The following is a 16367-nucleotide window of genomic DNA, read 5'->3' on the forward strand; positions in this document are numbered from 1 at the left end:
GGGGCTCTGGGCCACCACCCATCCATGCCACCAACCCGCCGTGGATCAGCCGCGGAACGCCGCCCGGTAGGCGGTCGGCGTGGTACCGACGTTCCTGGAGAAGTGGTGGCGAAGGGTCTCCGGTGAGCCGAGCCCGGCCTGACCGGCCACCCGGCTCATCGGCAAATCGGTCGTCTCCAGCAGCTCCCTCGCCCGTTGCAGCCGCCGGCCGAGCAGCCACTGCAGCGGTGTCGTGCCGGTCTGGGCACGGAAGCGCCGTATGAGCGTGCGGGAGCTCATCGCCGCCCGGGCGGCGATGTCCGCGACGGTGAGCGGCCGTTCGAGGTTCTCCTGCATCCACAGCAGAGTCGGCCCCAGATCGGCGGAGTCCTGCACGGGGTCGGGGTACTCGATGAACTGGGCCTGACCACCCGCGCGTTGCGGGGCCATGACGATCATCCTCGCGGTGCGCGCGGCCGCCGCCGCGCCGTGGTCGCGCCGGACCATGTGCAGACAGAGGTCGAGGCCCGCAGCGATTCCGGCCGAGGTGAGGACCCGGCCGTTGTCGACGTAGAGGACTCCGGGGTCGACCTCCACCTGGGGGAACTCCGCTGCCAGCCGGTCCGCGAACATCCAGTGCGTCGTCGCCCTGCCCCCGTCGAGGAGCCCGGCCGCGGCGAGCACGAACGCGCCCGAGCAGATGGAGGCCACACGTGCGCCGTCCGCCGCCACGTCCCGCAGGATCTCCACCGCGTGCGGGGACGGGGCCAGTTCGGGCGCCACCCCGGCCACGATCACCGTGTCCGCCCCGCGTGCGTCGTCCAGCCCGTAGCTGGACGAGATCCGGAACGGTTCCTGGAGGCCGGCCGTCGTGGTGACGGTCCGGTCGCTGCAGACCCGCACCTCGTAGGCGGGCGTTCCGTCTGGCTGCTCCACGACGGCGAACACCTGGCACGGGATGGCGAGGTCGAACGCGGAGACGCCGTCGAGGGCGAGGATCGCGACTACGTGCACGTCAGCCGAGCCTACGCACCGGGTCCGTCGCCGCGTGGTGGGCCCCGGGCCCAGTCGGACATGCTTGCGGACTTTGGGTCCACGGGCCCATGACCGCCCCCCGCGAACGCCCCTAGCCTCCGGTGTATGGCTGCAACCGGTGGGGGATCAGCGGGAGTTGCGCCTGCGGGCGCTTCCGGAGGGATGGGGGCCGGCACCTTGCCGCCCGTCCCGGGGAACGGCCGGCAGCCCATGCCGCGGGCCGTGCAGGCCGTGCTCGTACTGCTGTACGTGCTGTTCGGGCTCACGGTGCTGGGGGCGTTCGGTCTTCTCGTGACGGCTGCGGCCGTAAACGGGATCGACGGGGAACTCCTCGGACTGCTGCTGTACGCCGCCGCGCCGGGCGTGGCCGGGTTGCTGCTCGCGCTGCGGGCGTGGACCGGCGGCGTGTGGGTGTGGCGCGCGCTGCTGGCGGTGCAGGCATGGCTGCTCTTCGGCGCCTTGAGTGCGCTCGTCGACGGCAGCGGCCGTGGTCTGACCCAACTGCTCGTACCCGTCGCCGTGATCGTGCTGCTGTTCCGTCCGTCGGCGCGCGAATGGTTCCTTCTGCCCGGTGCGAGCCGGGTCGAGCGCCGGCCCCCAAGGCTCGCCCGGCTCATCAAGTGGCGCAGGGACGGCGGCCAGACGGCCACCGAGTACGTCGGTCTCATCGTCCTCGTCGCGGCCATCGTCGTCGGGCTGGTAGCGACCGGGGTCGGCGGACAGATCGCCGGAGGGCTCCGGTCCGCGGTCTGTGAGATCACCGGCACGGCGTGCGGCGGCGGCGCACCGACGGACGTCGAGGCGGGCGGCGGCACCGACGGCGGCACCGGCAGCAGCACCGGCAGCAGCACCGGCGGCGACAGCGGCGGCACGGACGGCGGCCCGGGCGCGACCGCAGACACCGGCGGTACGGGCGGCAGCACCGCGGGCACGGACGCCACCGGAGGTACGGACGGCTCCGGAGGTACGGCCGAAGCCACCGGCGGTACGGGTGACGCCACCGGCGGCACGGGCACCGCGGACGAGGCCGTCTACGACGAGGACGACGAGACCGACGAGACCGGCCAGCCGGGGGTGCCGGACGACGGGCTCGACGACGACGGCGGAGACGGCGAGGACGAGGGCGAGAGCTGCACCTCCGGCATCGGCGCCTTCCTGTCCTGCGGTGCCGAGCAGGTCGGTGGCTTCTTCGAGGGAGTCGTCGTGGACGGCCTCTGGGGTGACATCACCGGCACGTTCGAGACGATCTTCAACCCCGGCAAGGCGTGGGAAGGCATCAAGGACTACGGCTCCCAGCTCGGCGACCAGTGGCTGGAGGACAGCGCCGGGGCGAGCGACAAGTGGTCCAAGGGCGACTACCTGGGCGCCCTCTGGGACTGGGGCTCGGCCTCGGTCAACACCGGGGTGACCGTCCTCGACGACGTCTTCGTCGGGGACGAGGTCCGCGACATGTGGAACCGGGGCGACGAGGGACAGGCCATCGGAACGGTCTTCTGGAACGTCGGCTCCCTCTTCATCCCGGGCTACGGCGAGGCGAAGCTCGTCGGCAAGCTGGGCAAACTGGGCAAACTCGGGAAACTGGGCAAGGTCGGCGAGCTCGCGCAGAAGGCCTCCGAGGCGGCGGCGAAGGCCCGCAAGGCGGCCAAGGCCGGCGACGTCGAGGGCGCCGAGCAGGCCGCCAAGGAGGCCCAGCAGCACGCCGACGACGCCGCCAGGGACGCGGGACTCACCGGCTGCACCATCGGGATGGGCGCGCGCGTGCGCATCCCTTACGGCGGCGGGCCGGGCGTCCCCGGCAGCGGCACGGGTGTGGTCGCGGGCCCGATGGGCGCCGCGCCGGTCGCGCTGTTCGCCGGCAAGTGCGACGAGGTCGACCCGGAGAAGAAGCAGGCCGCCGAGGAGGCGGCCAAGCAGGCCGAGGAGGCGCGCAAGGCCGCCGAGGCGGCGAAGCGCAAGGCCGGCCTGGAGAGGGCGCAGCAGCAGCCGAAGCCTTCCTGGTACGAGAACCTCACGAACCCCCGCGCCGGGACCAAGGACGGCGGCGACGGGAAATGGGAGCGCATCAAGCCCGCGCTTTTCAGCTACGAATCCGAGATGGGCGCGCGCTACCAGGAGCAGATCTCCGGAGTGAACCGTGGGAAGGAGTACCAGGTCCCCCTCGACAAACTCGACGGCAAGCCCGTCAACTTCGACGGGTGGGACTCCGCGAAGGGGACCTTTCTCGAGGCGAAGTACGGGTACCGCAATCCGAAGTACTACGACGCCGAAGCGGGGGAGCTGAAGCTCGACATCGCCAACCGCTGGGCCAAGCAGGCGCAGCGGCAGGTCGACGCGGCCCGAGGGAAGCCGGTTGTATGGCACTTCTCCGATCCGGAGGTGGCTGAGGCCGCACGGGCGATGTTTGAGGAGAGGCGTATCAAGGTTAAGGTTGAGCACACGGCGGATGACGTTGTTGGCACAAGTTGAGGGAAGAGGGAGAGCGAAGGTGCTGTACGTCGTGGTCAACGGGGGGTGGGGGAGGCGGCAGGAAAGCGTTGTTCAGATCGCTGAGCGCTGGGTGGAAAGCCTGTCGGCCTTGGGCGATTTGAATGATGCGGCTTTCACCGGCTGGCTCGAGGCAGTCGACGATATTTCCACTGCGCCGCGTATGCCGCTGTCGGTGGCTGCGCTCTCCGATTACCTGAAGAGGGAGAACCCGGAGTCCGACGTGGACCGTATTGGCTACACGACATCCCTGCTGACAAACAATCCCGGGATGCCTCGTGTGACATTTTCGATTCATGCAGGTGGTACTTCGGAATGGGTGACGAATTCCGTTGCACTGTCGTTCCGATCGCGCAAGCTGGATGAATCCGTGCTGGCTGTGAGTCGCTCCTCGGACGTGCTGCGAATTTTCGCCGACGCCTGGGACATCGACACGGGACAAGCCTACGGCCGTGCCCAGTACGATGCGGTGCGAGAGGAGTTCGGTCTCGATAATTCAGCTCCCCGCTGCGGCCGATCGGTGTACTTGTCTGCGAAACGCGCGGCCCTGGCTCCGGAAGGACTTTCCGGTACGTATGCCCGCACGGCACACGGCGGGCTGATCATCGATTTCACTCGGGGCGGAGCTGAGGAGCCCGACATCGAGACGATCCTCGACGCCAACCGGCAACTGCGTGCAGCCGGCGCACTGGAGCCACTCCCTGAGCCCTTGGACAGGTCCAAGTGGTGAGGCCGACGGGCGTGGCGTTCAGCCTGCCGGGGGCGGTCAGCGTCATCGAAGACCTGCTTGCCGGACCGGTGCCGGTGGACGGGCCGACGCATCGGGGGGCGGACGACGACACCGGTTGGGCAGGTGGCCACGGCGCGGGCTTCCGGCTTGTTCCGCTGTGGCAGAGCCGGTCCTATTTCGGCGTACCCGGATCCGAGTGGGGCGCCGCGCAGGAGGAGTCCGAAGCGTACCTCGCCTCGCTCGCCGAGGAGTTGGAGAAGCGCTGGGGTCCGCATCGGCCTTCGGCCCCTTCCCGACGTGGAAGGCCTACAAGGGCAAGGACGGCAAGATCCACGTCGTGGAGGTGAAGAACACCGGCAACGCCACGACGAAGCACACGACGGTCGCCCAGACGGAGCGGATCGCGGAATGGGCAGAAGGACGGCGCCAACCGCCGCGCGTCACTCGCTACGAGATCGAGCAGCAGCAAGGGCCGGCACAAGATCTTCGACGGCTGCCAGAAGGGCCTGGCCCCGGGCATCCCGGCCCAGACCTTCGCCAAGAACGGTCTCGACGTGCGCATCGCCGGCCAGGACCCCACCGGCACCGAGCGCGCGCATCGACGTTACGCAGACCTGCCACCCTTCAAAGGCCGGGCGTTGCGCTCGGCCGGGTGACGGTCGGGCCTCTCATCAGCGGTCAGACGGTGCCCCGGACCCGGTGACGCCACCCCCCAGGTCAGCGCTTCGACAGGGGGCAACAGCCATGCCGGGCCCGGAGGCCAGGAGCCCCGTTTCAGGGCCACGAAGAAGGTAACGGGGCACCCGATCACGGGGCCCGCGCGGGGCTGGCTGGGCATTGCGATGCGGGAGTTGCGCCGCCGCTCCGGTCCCGGCGACGGCCGCTGCTCGGACGGCCGCGCCCGTGCGGGCCGCCGCCGGGACCGCGCAGGACGCGCAGGGAGCCGGCGCGCCGCAGGACGCACAGGACACTCACGACTTCCGGGACCCGCAGGGCACCGTTCGGGAGCGCAAGCCCGTGCCGTACCGGCCCTCGCTCCTCGTGCCGGTCGTCACCGCGCTCGTCTGTGCCGCGCTCGCGGCCGCCACCGGGGCGCGGCCCGAGGCCGCCGTGCGGGTGCTGCTCGCTCCCGTCGCCGTAGTGCTCGCGCTCATCGACTGGAACGTCCACCGGCTTCCGGACCACCTGACCGTGCCGCTCGCCGGTGCGGCCTCCGTGCTGCTCGGGGGCGCGGCGCTGCTTCCCGAGTCCGCCGGGTCGTGGCCGTCGGCCCTGCTCGGCGGACTGGCGCTCGGCGCCGCGTACATCGTGCTCTTTCTGATCAACCCCAACGGCATCGGCTTCGGGGATGTGAAGCTAGCGCTCCCGCTCGGGGTCGCGCTGGGCTGGTACGGCCGGGGAGCCCTGTTCGTGGGGGCCTTGACGGGGTTCCTCCTGGGGCGGCGTACGGGCTCGGGCTCGTCCTGCTGCGCAAGGCCGGGCGCAAGTCGGCGATCCCGTTCGGACCGTTCACGGTCTCGGGGCGCTGATCGGGCTGCTGGTGGCCCTTGCGACGTAGCCGTGCTCTGCCCTGTCGCGTGTACGCACGCCGAGGGGCCCCGGACCGGGTGGCGGCGAGCGTGAGCCGGTTGCGACCGGAACGCCCCGCGCATCGCACCCGGCGCCGTCGGCACGGAGCCGGGCGCACGCCCCGACACCCGGGGCCGGGAGGCCGCCCGGTCGGCGTGAGCGCGGTCACTCCTGCCCCGCGGCGATAATCGGGCGCATGTCTGACCGGTCCGAATCCGAACCGCAGGGCTCCCGTCCGCGCGGCGGGGCCGTCCTGCCGGGGATCGCGGGTGCTCCCGCCCCCGCGCTTCTGGGGTACGCGGCCGTGCGTGTGCTGGGTATGGCGATCCTCGCCGTGGCCGCGGCGGTACAGGGGAAGGACGCCCTGCGGCGGCTGAACGGGCGCTGGGACTCCGTCTGGTATGTCCGGATCGCCGAGAACGGCTACGGGTACGACGTGACGCTGCCCGACGGCAGCGTCCATTCCGATCTGGCCTTCTTCCCGTTGCTGCCCGCGCTGGAGCGCGCGGTCTCCGAGGTGCTGCCGGTCGGGGCCGCGACCGCGGGACTGGTGATCGGCTGGATCGCGGCGTTCGCCGCCGCCTGGGGCATCTACGCCGTCGGTGCGCATGTGGCGGGGCGGCGGGCCGGGGTGCTGCTGGCGGTGCTGTGGGGTGTGTACCCGACCGCGTTCGTGCAGTCGATGGCGTACACCGAGACGCTGTTCACCGCGCTGGCCGCCTGGTCGCTGTACGCCGTGCTCACCGACCGCTGGATCACCGCCGGGACGCTGTGCGCGCTGGCGGGGCTCACCCGGCCCTCGGCCGCCGCGCTCGTCGCCGCCCTCGGGGTCACCGGGCTCGTGCGGCTGTTCACGAGGGACCTGACGTGGCGCACGGTCGTGGGCGTGGTCGTCGCGCCGCTCGGATGGCTGGCGTACGTCGTCTTCGTCGCCGTGCGCCAGGGCAGCCCCACCGCGTACTTCGAGGTCCAGGCCGCCTGGGGCAACAACATCGACGGCGGGGTCGCCCTGGCCCGTTTCATCGGCGGGCATCTGACCGGGCCCCAACCGCTTGCCGGCGTCGGGCTGATCGCCGCGATCGGGCTGCTCTTCTGGGTGGTGTGGCTGTGTGTGAAGCAGCGTCAGCCGCTGCCGCTGCTGGTGTACGGAGCCGGGATCGTCGTCGTCTCCCTGATCGGAGCCGCCTACTTCGGCTCCCGCCCGCGGCTGATCATGCCCGCCTTCACGCTGCTGCTGCCCGCCGCGGTCGCGCTCACCCGGCCGGCCCGCCGGACGACGGTCGCGGTGGTGGCGCTGCTCGCCGTCGCCTCGGGAGCGTACGGGGCGTTCACCCTGCTCGGTTCGGGACCGCCCTGAGTCAGGGAGCCGCGCGCCGCGGCCCTCCGATCGCGAGCCGGACCCCCGGCCGTACGCCCCACTCCGCCATCGCCCCCGCCTCCGCCTCCAGAACGTGACGGCTGCGCAGCCGCGGCAGTCCGAGCCGCCCGGGGCGCATCGTGCGGACGTCGAGGACGCGCAGTTCCCTGTCGAGGTACGCCACGTCGATGGCGAAGCGCATCCGGAAGGTGTGCACGCTCGTGCACGGCGTCAGCATGAGCGCCCCGTCCAGGCCGTCGCGTCCCAGCAGGCCGCGGTAGCGCGCCCCGTACGACGCGGCGACCAGCAGCTCGACCGGGTCGTCCCGGCCGGGGACCGTCAGTGTGCCCTTGCCGTCCTGCCATCCGCCCATGGGCCAAGACCGTAGCCGGAGTCGGGGGCTCATGGGCCCCGGATCCCGGAGAGTGGGCCCGTGGGCCCATGACCCCGCGCCGTCCCGGTCCTAGGGTCGGACCGTGGAGTACGCGTACGTCACGCTGATCGCCGCCGCCGCCCTGTGGGGGGCCGCGGCCGGGGCGCTCGTGCCGCGCCCCGCCTACCGGATGTCGGTCGAGCCGGAGGAGGCGTGGCGGTGCTCCTGTCCCGCCGGCCATCCGATCACCGGGCCGGCGCGGGGCTGGCTGGGGACCGCGCGCTGCGCGAACTGCGCGGTGTCGCCCGTCCCGGCGCCGCCCGAGCCCGTGCCCGCCGGGGCGCCCGGGGCGGGCGCCCGGGAGGTCCCCGCCGGCGGGGAAGTGCCGGGCGCGCAGGAGACCGTGGACGCGCACGGCGGTGCGGACGAGACCGGCGGCGACGCCGTCCGCGAGCCCGCCGCGTACCGCCCGTCCTTCGTCGTCCCCGCGGTCACCGGCCTCGCCTGCGCCGCGCTCGCATCGGCCGTCGGGCCCCGGCCGGAGCTGGCCGTGTGGCTGCTGCTCGCGCCCCTCGCCGTCCTGCTCGCCCTCGTCGACCGGAATGTCCACCGGCTCCCGGACCAGTTGACGCTGCCGCTGGCCGCCGCGGCGGCCGTGCTGCTCGGCGCCGCGGCACTGGTCCCCGGGGCCGGCGGGTCATGGCCGACCGCACTGCTCGGCGGGCCCGTCCTCGGTGGCGCGTACCTCGTCCTCTTCCTCGTCAACCCGAACGGAATGGGCTTCGGCGATGTGAAGCTGGCGCTGTCGCTCGGTGTCGTGCTCGGCTGGTACGGCTGGGAGGTGCTGTTCGTGGGCGCCTTCGCTGGGTTCCTGCTGGGCGCGGTGTACGGGCTCGGGCTCGTCGTCCTCCGCGGCGCGGGGCGCGGGACGGCGATCCCGTTCGGGCCGTTCATGATCTCGGGCACGCTGATCGGGCTGCTGCTGGGGGCGCTCGCCCTCTAACGCCTCGAACGCGCGGAAGACATCGGGCCGTCGGGGAGGAGACTGGGGCCATGGACATCACACCCGTCAACCTCACCGAGGCGCTGGCCTCTTTCGACGATGTGTACAGCCCGCGCATCGTGGCCCGGATGAACGACTACGACGTGCGCGTGGCGCACACCGCCGGAGAGCACGTCTGGCACGTCCACGAGGACACCGACGAGTTCTTCCTCGTCCTCGAAGGCCGTTTCGACATCGCGATGCGCGACGCGGAAGGCGCCGAGACGACGGTCGAGCTCCACAAGGGGGACACGTTCGTGGTGCCGAGGGGCACCGAGCACAAGCCGTCGTCGCCGGGTGCCTCGATCCTGATGTTCGAGCCGACCGGCACGAAGTCCACGGGTGACCGCCACGAGGGGGAGATCCCAGGTCATGTGGACAGCACCACGGGCCACGCCCTCTAGCATGCGGATGTATGCGGACATTCTTTGACAATCTAACGGTCTCGCGTGTGCGCACGAAGCCGATTCCGGTTTCCGCGGACGCCCGGCCGGCGGAAGGTCCCGCCGCCGCCCTCCTCCCCTGGGGTTGGGCGGCGGTCCTGTTCCTGCTCTACGCGACCGTCGCCGTGCGCCGCCACCAGCTCCTGCGCACCACGGGCTACGACCTCGGCATCTTCGAGCAGGCCGTACGCGCCTACGCCCGACTCGAGGCTCCCGTCGTCCCGTTGCGCGGCGACGGCTTCAATCTGCTCGGCGACCACTTCCACCCGCTGATCGCCGCTCTCGCGCCGCTCTACGGGCTCTGGCCGTCCCCGCTCTGCCTGCTCACGGCCCAGTCCGCCCTCCTCGCCGTCGCCGTCGTCCCGCTCGCCCGCTGGGCCGTCCGCACGCTCGGCCGCCGCGCCGCGCACGTCGTCGCCTTCGGCTACGGCGCGAGTTGGGGCATCGCCTCCGCCGCCGCGTTCGACTTCCACGAGGTGGCCCTCGCCGTACCGCTCCTGGCCTTCGCCCTCGAAGCCCTCGGCCGGCGGCGCTACGGCCGGGCCGTCGCCTGGGCCGCGCCGCTGCTGCTGATCAAGGAGGACCTGGGGCTGACTCTCGCCGCCGTCGGCGCGTACGTCGCGTGGAAGGGGCCCAGGAAGCTGGGGATCGCGACGGCGGCGGCCGGGCTCATCGGCAGTGCGATCGAGATCAAGCTGCTGCTGCCCGCCTTCAACCCCGGTGGCGGGTACGCGCACGGGGGCAACCTCACCGACGGGCACGGCTCGCTCCTCGCCACGATGGCCTTCGCGCCGCTCGACGCGCTCCGCCCCGACATCAAGGCCATGACCCTCGTGCTGGTGTTCGCCCCCAGTGCGCTCCTTGCCCTGCGGTCACCGCTGTCGCTGATCGCCGTGCCGACGCTCGCCTGGCGGATGCTCTCGGAGAACGCCTTCCACTGGGGTACCGCGTTCCACTACAGCGCCGTGCTGATGCCCGTCGTATTCGCCGGGCTCGTCGACGCCCTCGGCCGCTACCGGCAGGCCGGCCAGCCGCTGGCGGCGCGCCATGTCCGCGCCTCCCTGGTCACGGTCCTGGCAGTGACGGTGGTGATGCTGCCGTCCTTCCCGCTGGCCCAGCTGGCGCAGCGGGCCACCTGGCGCACGACCCCGCACATCGAGGCCGCCCGGGCGCTGCTCCAGCGGATCCCGGACGGGGCGACGGTGGCGGCCTCCAACCGTCTCGTCCCCCAGCTCACCTCCCGGTGCGACGTCGTGCTGTTCCCGACCTGGCCGGTCGAGGGGCATCTGTACGAGTACGACAGGAAGCGGCTGCCCAGGCCCACGGCTGAGTGGATCATCCACGACGGCAAGGCGCCGGAGGCGTGGCCGTACAAGACGGGCCACTGGCCGTACCCGCCGGAGCAGCAGCAGGCCGAACTCGACGCGGCGCAGCGGGCGTACGGCTACGAACTCGTCGCCGCGAGCGACGGCGTCACGCTGCTGAGGCGCACCCGCTGACGCTCAGGCGTGCGGCCCCACCGCCACCTTCCCGACCGTCAGCTCCGCCCGCCCCTCGAGTACCTCGCCGACCCGTTCCACCTGTGCCTCCAGTGCCCTTCGGCGGCGCGGCGAGAGGGTGCCGCCGGCGATCGGCTCGACCGTGACCGCGATCCGGCGGCCCGAACGGCGCTGGTGCCAGACGCCGGCGACGGTGCCGTCGACGAGCAGTACGGGATGGTTCCCCGCCTGACCGCCGCCCAGGGCGCGTTCGAAGGCGCGGCCGGGGAACAGCAGCTCGCGCGGCTGGGAGGCGATGGCGAACGCGTCGAAGTAGGGGAGCAGCCGCACGCCCTCGGGAGGTTCGGCGGGGAAGTCCGTGTCGCCCGTCACCACCCAGGCCGCCCCGCCCTCGTACACGACCTCCTCGATCTCCCCGCTCGTCGCCGCCGCTGCGAAGACCTCGCCCGCCCAGCCGCGCGGTGCCGCCAGCCACCGAGCGAAGTGCCGGGGCGCGGCGGGACCGTAGGCGCGCAGATACCGGCGTACGAGCTCGGTGTGCGCGGCGGCGCCGTCGATCGGGGTGAACCCGGGCAGGACCCGGTGCGGATTCGTGTAGGTGATCCTGCGGCCGCGGTTGGGGCCGAAGCAGAGCACGCCCCGGTGCGCGGCCCGGTGCGTCACCTGCCGCCAGCGCGGCCACTTGTCCTGGAACGCGTCCATGACCCGGTCCCCGGCCCAGGGGCCGGTGCGCTCCACGATCGCGTCCGTCAGCTCGTCCACGGTCAGATCGCGGTCCGCGAGGGCCTCGCCGATCGCGGTCAGGACCGCCTCCGTCTGCTCCTCGGTCATCCGGACGTCCGGCGGCATCGGGTCGGCCCCGGCGGGGATCGCGGAGAGCGCCCCCGTCCACAGCGGCAGATCCGCCGACGGCAGCAGATGGACGGTGCCGCGGGGTCCGTACGTCTTCACGAGCGTGCCGTCCGTCCGGAGCGCGTCCCGCACGGTCGCCCGGGTGGCGGCCTCCAGGCGCAGCGCGACCGAGAGCTCGGCGGCGGAGAGCACCTGGGCGTGAGCGCCGAGCATGGCTCCGGTGACTGCGGCGGGGGATGACTCCTTCGCGGGGGCGGGTACGGCGAGGTGCTGCCGTGCGATGCGGCGCGCGTTGGCTTCGGTCCAGGTGACACGGCGGGGCGTCGTCATGGCACCGACCCTAGGGGCCGTAGCGGTCACCGGCTGTCCGCATTCGAGGTGCAGTACTGTCGCATCGGAAAGTGCCGAAACGGCTTTGCGGACCGGGGAGTTGGCGATGGCGAAGGGCAAGGTCTCCTACAGCTGCGGTCTCGACGCGGCGGTGGACGTCGTCGGCGGCAAATGGAAGCCCCTGATCCTCTGGGCCCTGCACGAAGCGGGCACCAGGCGCTTCGGCGAGCTCAGGCGGGACGTGTCCGGGGTGAGCGAGAAGATGCTGATCCAGCAGCTGCGGGAGCTGGAGGCCGACGGGATCGTCCACCGCGAGGTCTACCGGGAGGTCCCGCCGCGCGTGGAGTACTCGCTCACCGGGCTCGGGCAGTCGCTGAACACCGCCCTGCTGCCGCTCGGCCAGTGGGGGGACGACTTCATGAGCCAGATCCTGCGGAACAGGGAGCACCCGAGGACCGGCCCCGCCTGATCCGGGAAACCGGGCCGGGTCCCGCGGGGAGACCGGGCCGGTCCGGGGAAACCTGCCGGTCCGTGCCCGTCGGCCCGCCGGTGAGTCCGTGCCCGCCGGTGAGCCCGTGCCCGTCGGCCCGTGGGCCCGTCGGCCCGCCGGTGAGCCCCTGATCGTCCGTCCGCCGTCGTCGCCCCGCGCCGGGCGGCGTCAACCGGGCGCCCGGGGAGCCGGGTCCCCCGTGGGGAGTACGGCCCCGATCGGGCCCCGCCGCCGGTCCGGACCCCTGCCCTGGCACTTTCCGTCTCCGCACCGCATTCCGCCGATTTCGGAGCGTAGTGACGGCATGCCGCAGCACGCGTTCGCCCTCACGAAGGGTTATGGTGGAAACCCCCCCTCGGGCCGGTCCGTATCCCCCCCACGGACCGGCCCGTTTTCGTTGCCCGCGGGCGACCAGTGCACAGGGTCAGCTGCGACCGGCCCAGATGTTCGTGCCCGCGGTGTCCACGGCGAAGACGTCGATCTCCTTCAACTCCTCGTCGGTGAGCGGTGCCGCGTGGAGCGCGGCCACGTTCTCCTCCAGCTGCCCGACGCTGCTCGCGCCGATCAGCGCCGACGTCATCCGGTCGTCGCGCAGCACCCAGCTGAGGGCCAGCTGGGCCAGCGACTGGCCGCGCCGCTGGGCGATCTCGTTCAGGCCCCGCAGCCGGCGCAGCACCTCGTCGGAGAGCAGGCCGGGGTCGAGGGACTTGCCCTGCGTCGCCCGGGAGCCCTCCGGGATGCCGGTGAGGTACTTGCCGGTGAGGAGCCCCTGGGCGAGCGGCACGAAGGAGATGCAGCCCATGCCGGCCGCCTCCAGGGTGTCGAGGAGCCCGTCGTCCTCGATCCAGCGGTTGATCATCGAGTAGGACGGCTGGTGGATGAGCGCCGGGACGCCCATCTCCTTCAGCAGCCGGGCCGCCTCGGCGGTCTGCTCGGCGTTGTAGGAGGACACGCCCACGTAGAGCGCCTTGCCCTGCCGGACGGCGGACGCCAGGGCGCCCATCGTCTCCTCCAGCGGGGTGTGCGGGTCGAAGCGGTGCGAGTAGAAGATGTCGACGTAGTTCAGACCCATCCGCTTCAGGGACGCGTCCAGCGACGACATCAGGTACTTGCGGGAGCCCCACTCGCCGTAGGGGCCGGGGTGCATCAGATAGCCGGCCTTGGTGGAGACGACGAGCTCGTCCCGGTACGGGGCGAAGTCCTGGGCGAAGATCTTGCCGAAGTTCAGCTCGGCGGACCCGGGGGGCGGCCCGTAGTTGTTCGCCAGGTCGAAGTGGGTCACCCCGAGATCGAAGGCGCGGCGCAGGATCGCCCGCTGCGAGGCGAGCGTGCGGTCGTCGCCGAAGTTGTGCCAGAGACCGAGGGAGATCGCGGGCAGCTTGAGCCCGCTGCGGCCGGTGCGGCGGTACTCCATCGAGTCGTAGCGGCTCTCGGCTGCACGGTAATAGGGGGAATCGTTCACGCTTCCCTCCCTATCACGGACTTGTGACAGACCGGGTTGGGTAGGTGTGGCCGCTCCGCAGTAGTGTGACGGGCGTCGGGGGTCAGCCACAGCACGGAGGGGTTAAGGACTGTGAACCTGCGCGACCTGGTGTACGGGCTCTACGCACGCCGGGTGGAGGGCCGCCTCGACCACGCCCAGGTGCCCAAGCACATCGGCGTCATCCTGGACGGCAACCGCCGCTGGGCGAAGGCGTCGGGCGGCACGGCCGCGGAGGGACACCAGGCCGGGGCGGAGAAGATCTCCGAGCTGCTGAGCTGGTGCGCCGAGACCGACGTCGAGGTGGTCACGCTCTGGATGCTGTCCACGGACAACTTCGACCGTCCGGAGGAGGAGCTGCGCCCGCTTCTCGGCATCATCGAGAACACCGTGCGCAACCTGGCCGCCGACGGCCGGTGGCGGGTGCACCACGTGGGGACGATGGACCTGCTTCCCGCGAGGACCCAGTCGGTGCTCAAGGAGGCGGAGCAGTCGACGGACGGCATCGACGGGATACTCGTCAACGTCGCGGTCGGCTACGGAGGCCGCCAGGAGATCGCGGACGCGGTGCGCTCCCTGCTGAACGAGCACGCCGCCAAGGGGACGACCTTCGAGGAGCTCGCGGAGATCGTCGACACCGACATGATCGCGTCCCACCTCTACACGCGCGGCCAACCCGACCCCGACCTGGTGATCCGTACGAGCGGCGAGCAGCGGCTGTCGGGCTTCATGCTCTGGCAGAGCGCGCACTCCGAGTACTACTTCTGCGAGGTCTTCTGGCCGGCCTTCCGCAAGGTCGACTTCCTCCGCGCGCTCCGCGACTACGCGGCACGCCACCGGCGCTACGGATCCTGACGGCGGGCGGCCCCACCGGTTCCCGGTCGGGGCCGTCCCCGTTCGAGGGGGAGGGCGCCCGCACGGTGGGCGTACCGGGATCCGGGTGGCGGGATCTTGACGACCGGTCGCACGTTCGGCGTAAGCACAAGGGGCCGGTCGGGTGGAAGCGGGGGCGCACGCGGGCGCGGTCCCGGGCGTGGTCACCGCGTGTTCATCGACGCGTCGTCATATGCCATGGCATGGCCTCGCTTGTTCGAGGGAATATCCCTGACAGGTCGACATCCGGACACCCGTTCCGGATGCCGTTCTACAGCGCGCGGCACCGAGCCGCGCGCCCGGGAGGCCCTTTGCGCCAGGACGACCGTGCAGCCAGCACGGAAGGAACGGAGGGCCGGTGCCCGGCCCGTGCATCGTGGCCGGAGACCGGTCCGGTCCCCTGCCGTTCGGCGGGGAGACCCCAAGCCCGCGACGCCGTCGCACCCCGATCTCAGCCGAGGGGGTACGTCCTTCCGTGGTGAACAGTACAAAGCGCCGCATGTCCGACAGGCGCACCTACGTTCTCGACACCAGCGTCCTGCTGGCCGATCCCAACGCCGTCACCCGCTTCGACGAGCACGAGGTCGTGCTGCCGATCGTCGTCGTGACGGAGCTGGAGGCCAAAAGGCACCATCCGGAGCTCGGTTACTTCGCCCGGCAGGCGCTGCGTCTGCTCGACGACTACCGGGTCCGGTACGGCCGCCTGGACGCACCCATCCCGATGGGCGAGCTCGGCGGCACGGTGCGCGTCGAGCTCAACCACTCGGACCCCGGGGTGCTTCCAGCCGGCTACCGGCTGGGTGACAACGACTCACGGATCCTCGCGGTGGCACGGAACCTCCAGGCAGAGGGGTACGACGTCACCGTCGTGTCCAAGGACCTGCCGCTGCGCATCAAGGCGTCCTCCGTCGGCCTGCTCGCCGAGGAGTACCGTGCGGAGCTCGCGGTCACGGATTCCGGTTGGACCGGAATGTCCGAACTGGCCCTGTCCGCGGAGCAGGTGGACATTCTCTTCGAGGAGGAGCATCTCCACGTTCCGGAGGCGTCCGACCTGCCCGTCCACACCGGGCTCGTCCTCCAGTCGGAGCGGGGCAAGGCCCTCGGCCGGGTCACCTCCGACGGGAACGTCCGGCTGGTTCGCGGCGACCGCGAGGCCTTCGGCATCCACGGCCGCAGTGCCGAACAGCGCATCGCTCTCGATCTGCTGCTCGACCCGGACGTCGGCATCGTCTCCATGGGCGGCCGGGCGGGCACCGGCAAGTCCGCGCTCGCGCTCTGCGCCGGGCTGGAGGCCGTACTGGAGCGCCGGCAGCACCAGAAGGTGATGGTCTTCCGGCCGCTCTACGCGGTGGGCGGGCAGGAGCTGGGCTATCTGCCGGGCACCGAGGCCGAGAAGATGAGCCCCTGGGCGCAGGCGGTCTTCGACACGCTCTCCGCGGTCGCCGGCCGTGAGGTCATCGAGGAGGTCCTCGGCCGGGGCATGCTCGAGGTGCTGCCGCTGACCCACATCCGCGGGCGCTCCCTGCACGACGCGTTCGTCATCGTCGACGAGGCCCAGTCCCTGGAACGGAACGTCCTCCTGACCGTTCTGTCCCGTATCGGGGCCAACTCGCGGGTCGTTCTGACCCATGACGTGGCGCAAAGGGACAATCTGCGTGTCGGCCGGTACGACGGGGTCGTCGCCGTCGTGGAGAAGCTGAAGGGCCATCCGCTCTTCGCGCATGTCACGCTCACCCGGTCCGAGCGCTCGCAGATCGCCGCGCTGGTGACCGAAATGCTGGAGGACGGGCCGATCTGACGGGACCTGCCCGGCTTGGGAGTTGACGCCGCC

At 71.8% G+C, this 16367-nt stretch carries 13 protein-coding genes and 1 pseudogene; 10 read left to right on the top strand and 4 right to left on the bottom strand.

All coding sequences use genetic code 11. The annotated features are described in order from the left end of the window. Positions 1-45 precede the first annotated feature (45 nt). A complete protein-coding gene (locus BLT82_RS04085; RefSeq protein ID WP_093652413.1) occupies positions 46-993 on the bottom strand; it encodes a GlxA family transcriptional regulator in 948 nt (315 codons plus the stop codon). Positions 994-1224: 231 nt separating this feature from the next. On the opposite strand from BLT82_RS04085, the gene BLT82_RS04090 reads away from it, so the two are divergent. From BLT82_RS04090 to BLT82_RS04105, 4 genes and pseudogenes are all read left to right on the top strand, one after another. Further along, positions 1225-3480, top strand: a complete 2256-nt coding sequence (locus tag BLT82_RS04090; RefSeq protein ID WP_093652676.1) for a Tox-REase-5 domain-containing protein — start codon at positions 1225-1227, stop codon at positions 3478-3480. Between the two features lie 19 nt (positions 3481-3499). Beyond that, positions 3500-4228, top strand: a complete 729-nt coding sequence (locus BLT82_RS04095) for an Imm52 family immunity protein (protein ID WP_093652414.1) — start codon at positions 3500-3502, stop codon at positions 4226-4228. Between the two features lie 797 nt (positions 4229-5025). Beyond that, positions 5026-5786 (top strand): annotated as a pseudogene (locus tag BLT82_RS04100) (prepilin peptidase); the annotation flags it as partial. A 207-nt stretch (positions 5787-5993) separates the two neighbouring features. Continuing rightward, a complete protein-coding gene (locus BLT82_RS04105) occupies positions 5994-7154 on the top strand; it encodes a mannosyltransferase family protein (RefSeq protein ID WP_093652415.1) in 1161 nt (386 codons plus the stop codon). A 1-nt stretch (position 7155) separates the two neighbouring features. On the opposite strand, the gene BLT82_RS04110 is transcribed toward BLT82_RS04105, so the two are convergent. Beyond that, positions 7156-7527 carry a DUF192 domain-containing protein gene (locus tag BLT82_RS04110; RefSeq protein ID WP_093652416.1) on the bottom strand — a complete coding sequence of 124 codons (372 nt, stop codon included), beginning with the start codon at positions 7525-7527 and terminating at the stop codon, positions 7156-7158. A 103-nt stretch (positions 7528-7630) separates the two neighbouring features. Between BLT82_RS04110 and BLT82_RS04115 the strand changes: the two genes are divergently transcribed. From BLT82_RS04115 to BLT82_RS04125, 3 genes are read left to right on the top strand one after another with little or no spacing between them, the layout of a single operon-like run. Further along, positions 7631-8530 (top strand): prepilin peptidase, encoded by a 900-nt coding sequence (locus BLT82_RS04115; RefSeq protein WP_093652417.1) that lies wholly within the window; start codon positions 7631-7633, stop codon positions 8528-8530. A gap of 50 nt (positions 8531-8580) precedes the next feature. Beyond that, complete coding sequence (locus BLT82_RS04120) at positions 8581-8973, top strand: cupin domain-containing protein (protein WP_093652418.1); 393 nt, start codon at positions 8581-8583, stop codon at positions 8971-8973. Positions 8974-8984: 11 nt separating this feature from the next. Beyond that, complete coding sequence (locus tag BLT82_RS04125) at positions 8985-10511, top strand: DUF2079 domain-containing protein (protein ID WP_404202868.1); 1527 nt, start codon at positions 8985-8987, stop codon at positions 10509-10511. Between the two features lie 3 nt (positions 10512-10514). On the opposite strand, the gene BLT82_RS04130 is transcribed toward BLT82_RS04125, so the two are convergent. Further along, positions 10515-11693 (bottom strand): winged helix DNA-binding domain-containing protein, encoded by a 1179-nt coding sequence (locus tag BLT82_RS04130; RefSeq protein WP_093652419.1) that lies wholly within the window; start codon positions 11691-11693, stop codon positions 10515-10517. A 106-nt stretch (positions 11694-11799) separates the two neighbouring features. Between BLT82_RS04130 and BLT82_RS04135 the strand changes: the two genes are divergently transcribed. Further along, positions 11800-12162: a winged helix-turn-helix transcriptional regulator gene (locus tag BLT82_RS04135; protein WP_093652420.1), complete on the top strand. Its 363-nt coding sequence runs from the start codon at positions 11800-11802 to the stop codon at positions 12160-12162. 445 nt (positions 12163-12607) lie between these two features. Here BLT82_RS04135 and mgrA read toward each other — a convergent pair whose 3' ends face one another. Continuing rightward, complete coding sequence (gene mgrA / locus BLT82_RS04140) at positions 12608-13645, bottom strand: L-glyceraldehyde 3-phosphate reductase (protein WP_093652421.1); 1038 nt, start codon at positions 13643-13645, stop codon at positions 12608-12610. A 111-nt stretch (positions 13646-13756) separates the two neighbouring features. Here mgrA and BLT82_RS04145 point away from each other — a divergent pair, with 111 nt between their 5' ends. Together BLT82_RS04145 and BLT82_RS04150 are read left to right on the top strand one after the other, a co-directional pair. Next, complete coding sequence (locus BLT82_RS04145; protein ID WP_093652422.1) at positions 13757-14518, top strand: isoprenyl transferase; 762 nt, start codon at positions 13757-13759, stop codon at positions 14516-14518. 493 nt (positions 14519-15011) lie between these two features. Beyond that, positions 15012-16334, top strand: coding sequence for a PhoH family protein (locus BLT82_RS04150; RefSeq protein ID WP_208867689.1), 1323 nt, complete (start codon positions 15012-15014; stop codon positions 16332-16334). Positions 16335-16367: the final 33 nt, after the last annotated feature.

This window comes from Streptomyces wuyuanensis (assembly GCF_900103455.1).
In the GTDB taxonomy this organism is placed as follows: domain Bacteria; phylum Actinomycetota; class Actinomycetes; order Streptomycetales; family Streptomycetaceae; genus Streptomyces; species Streptomyces wuyuanensis.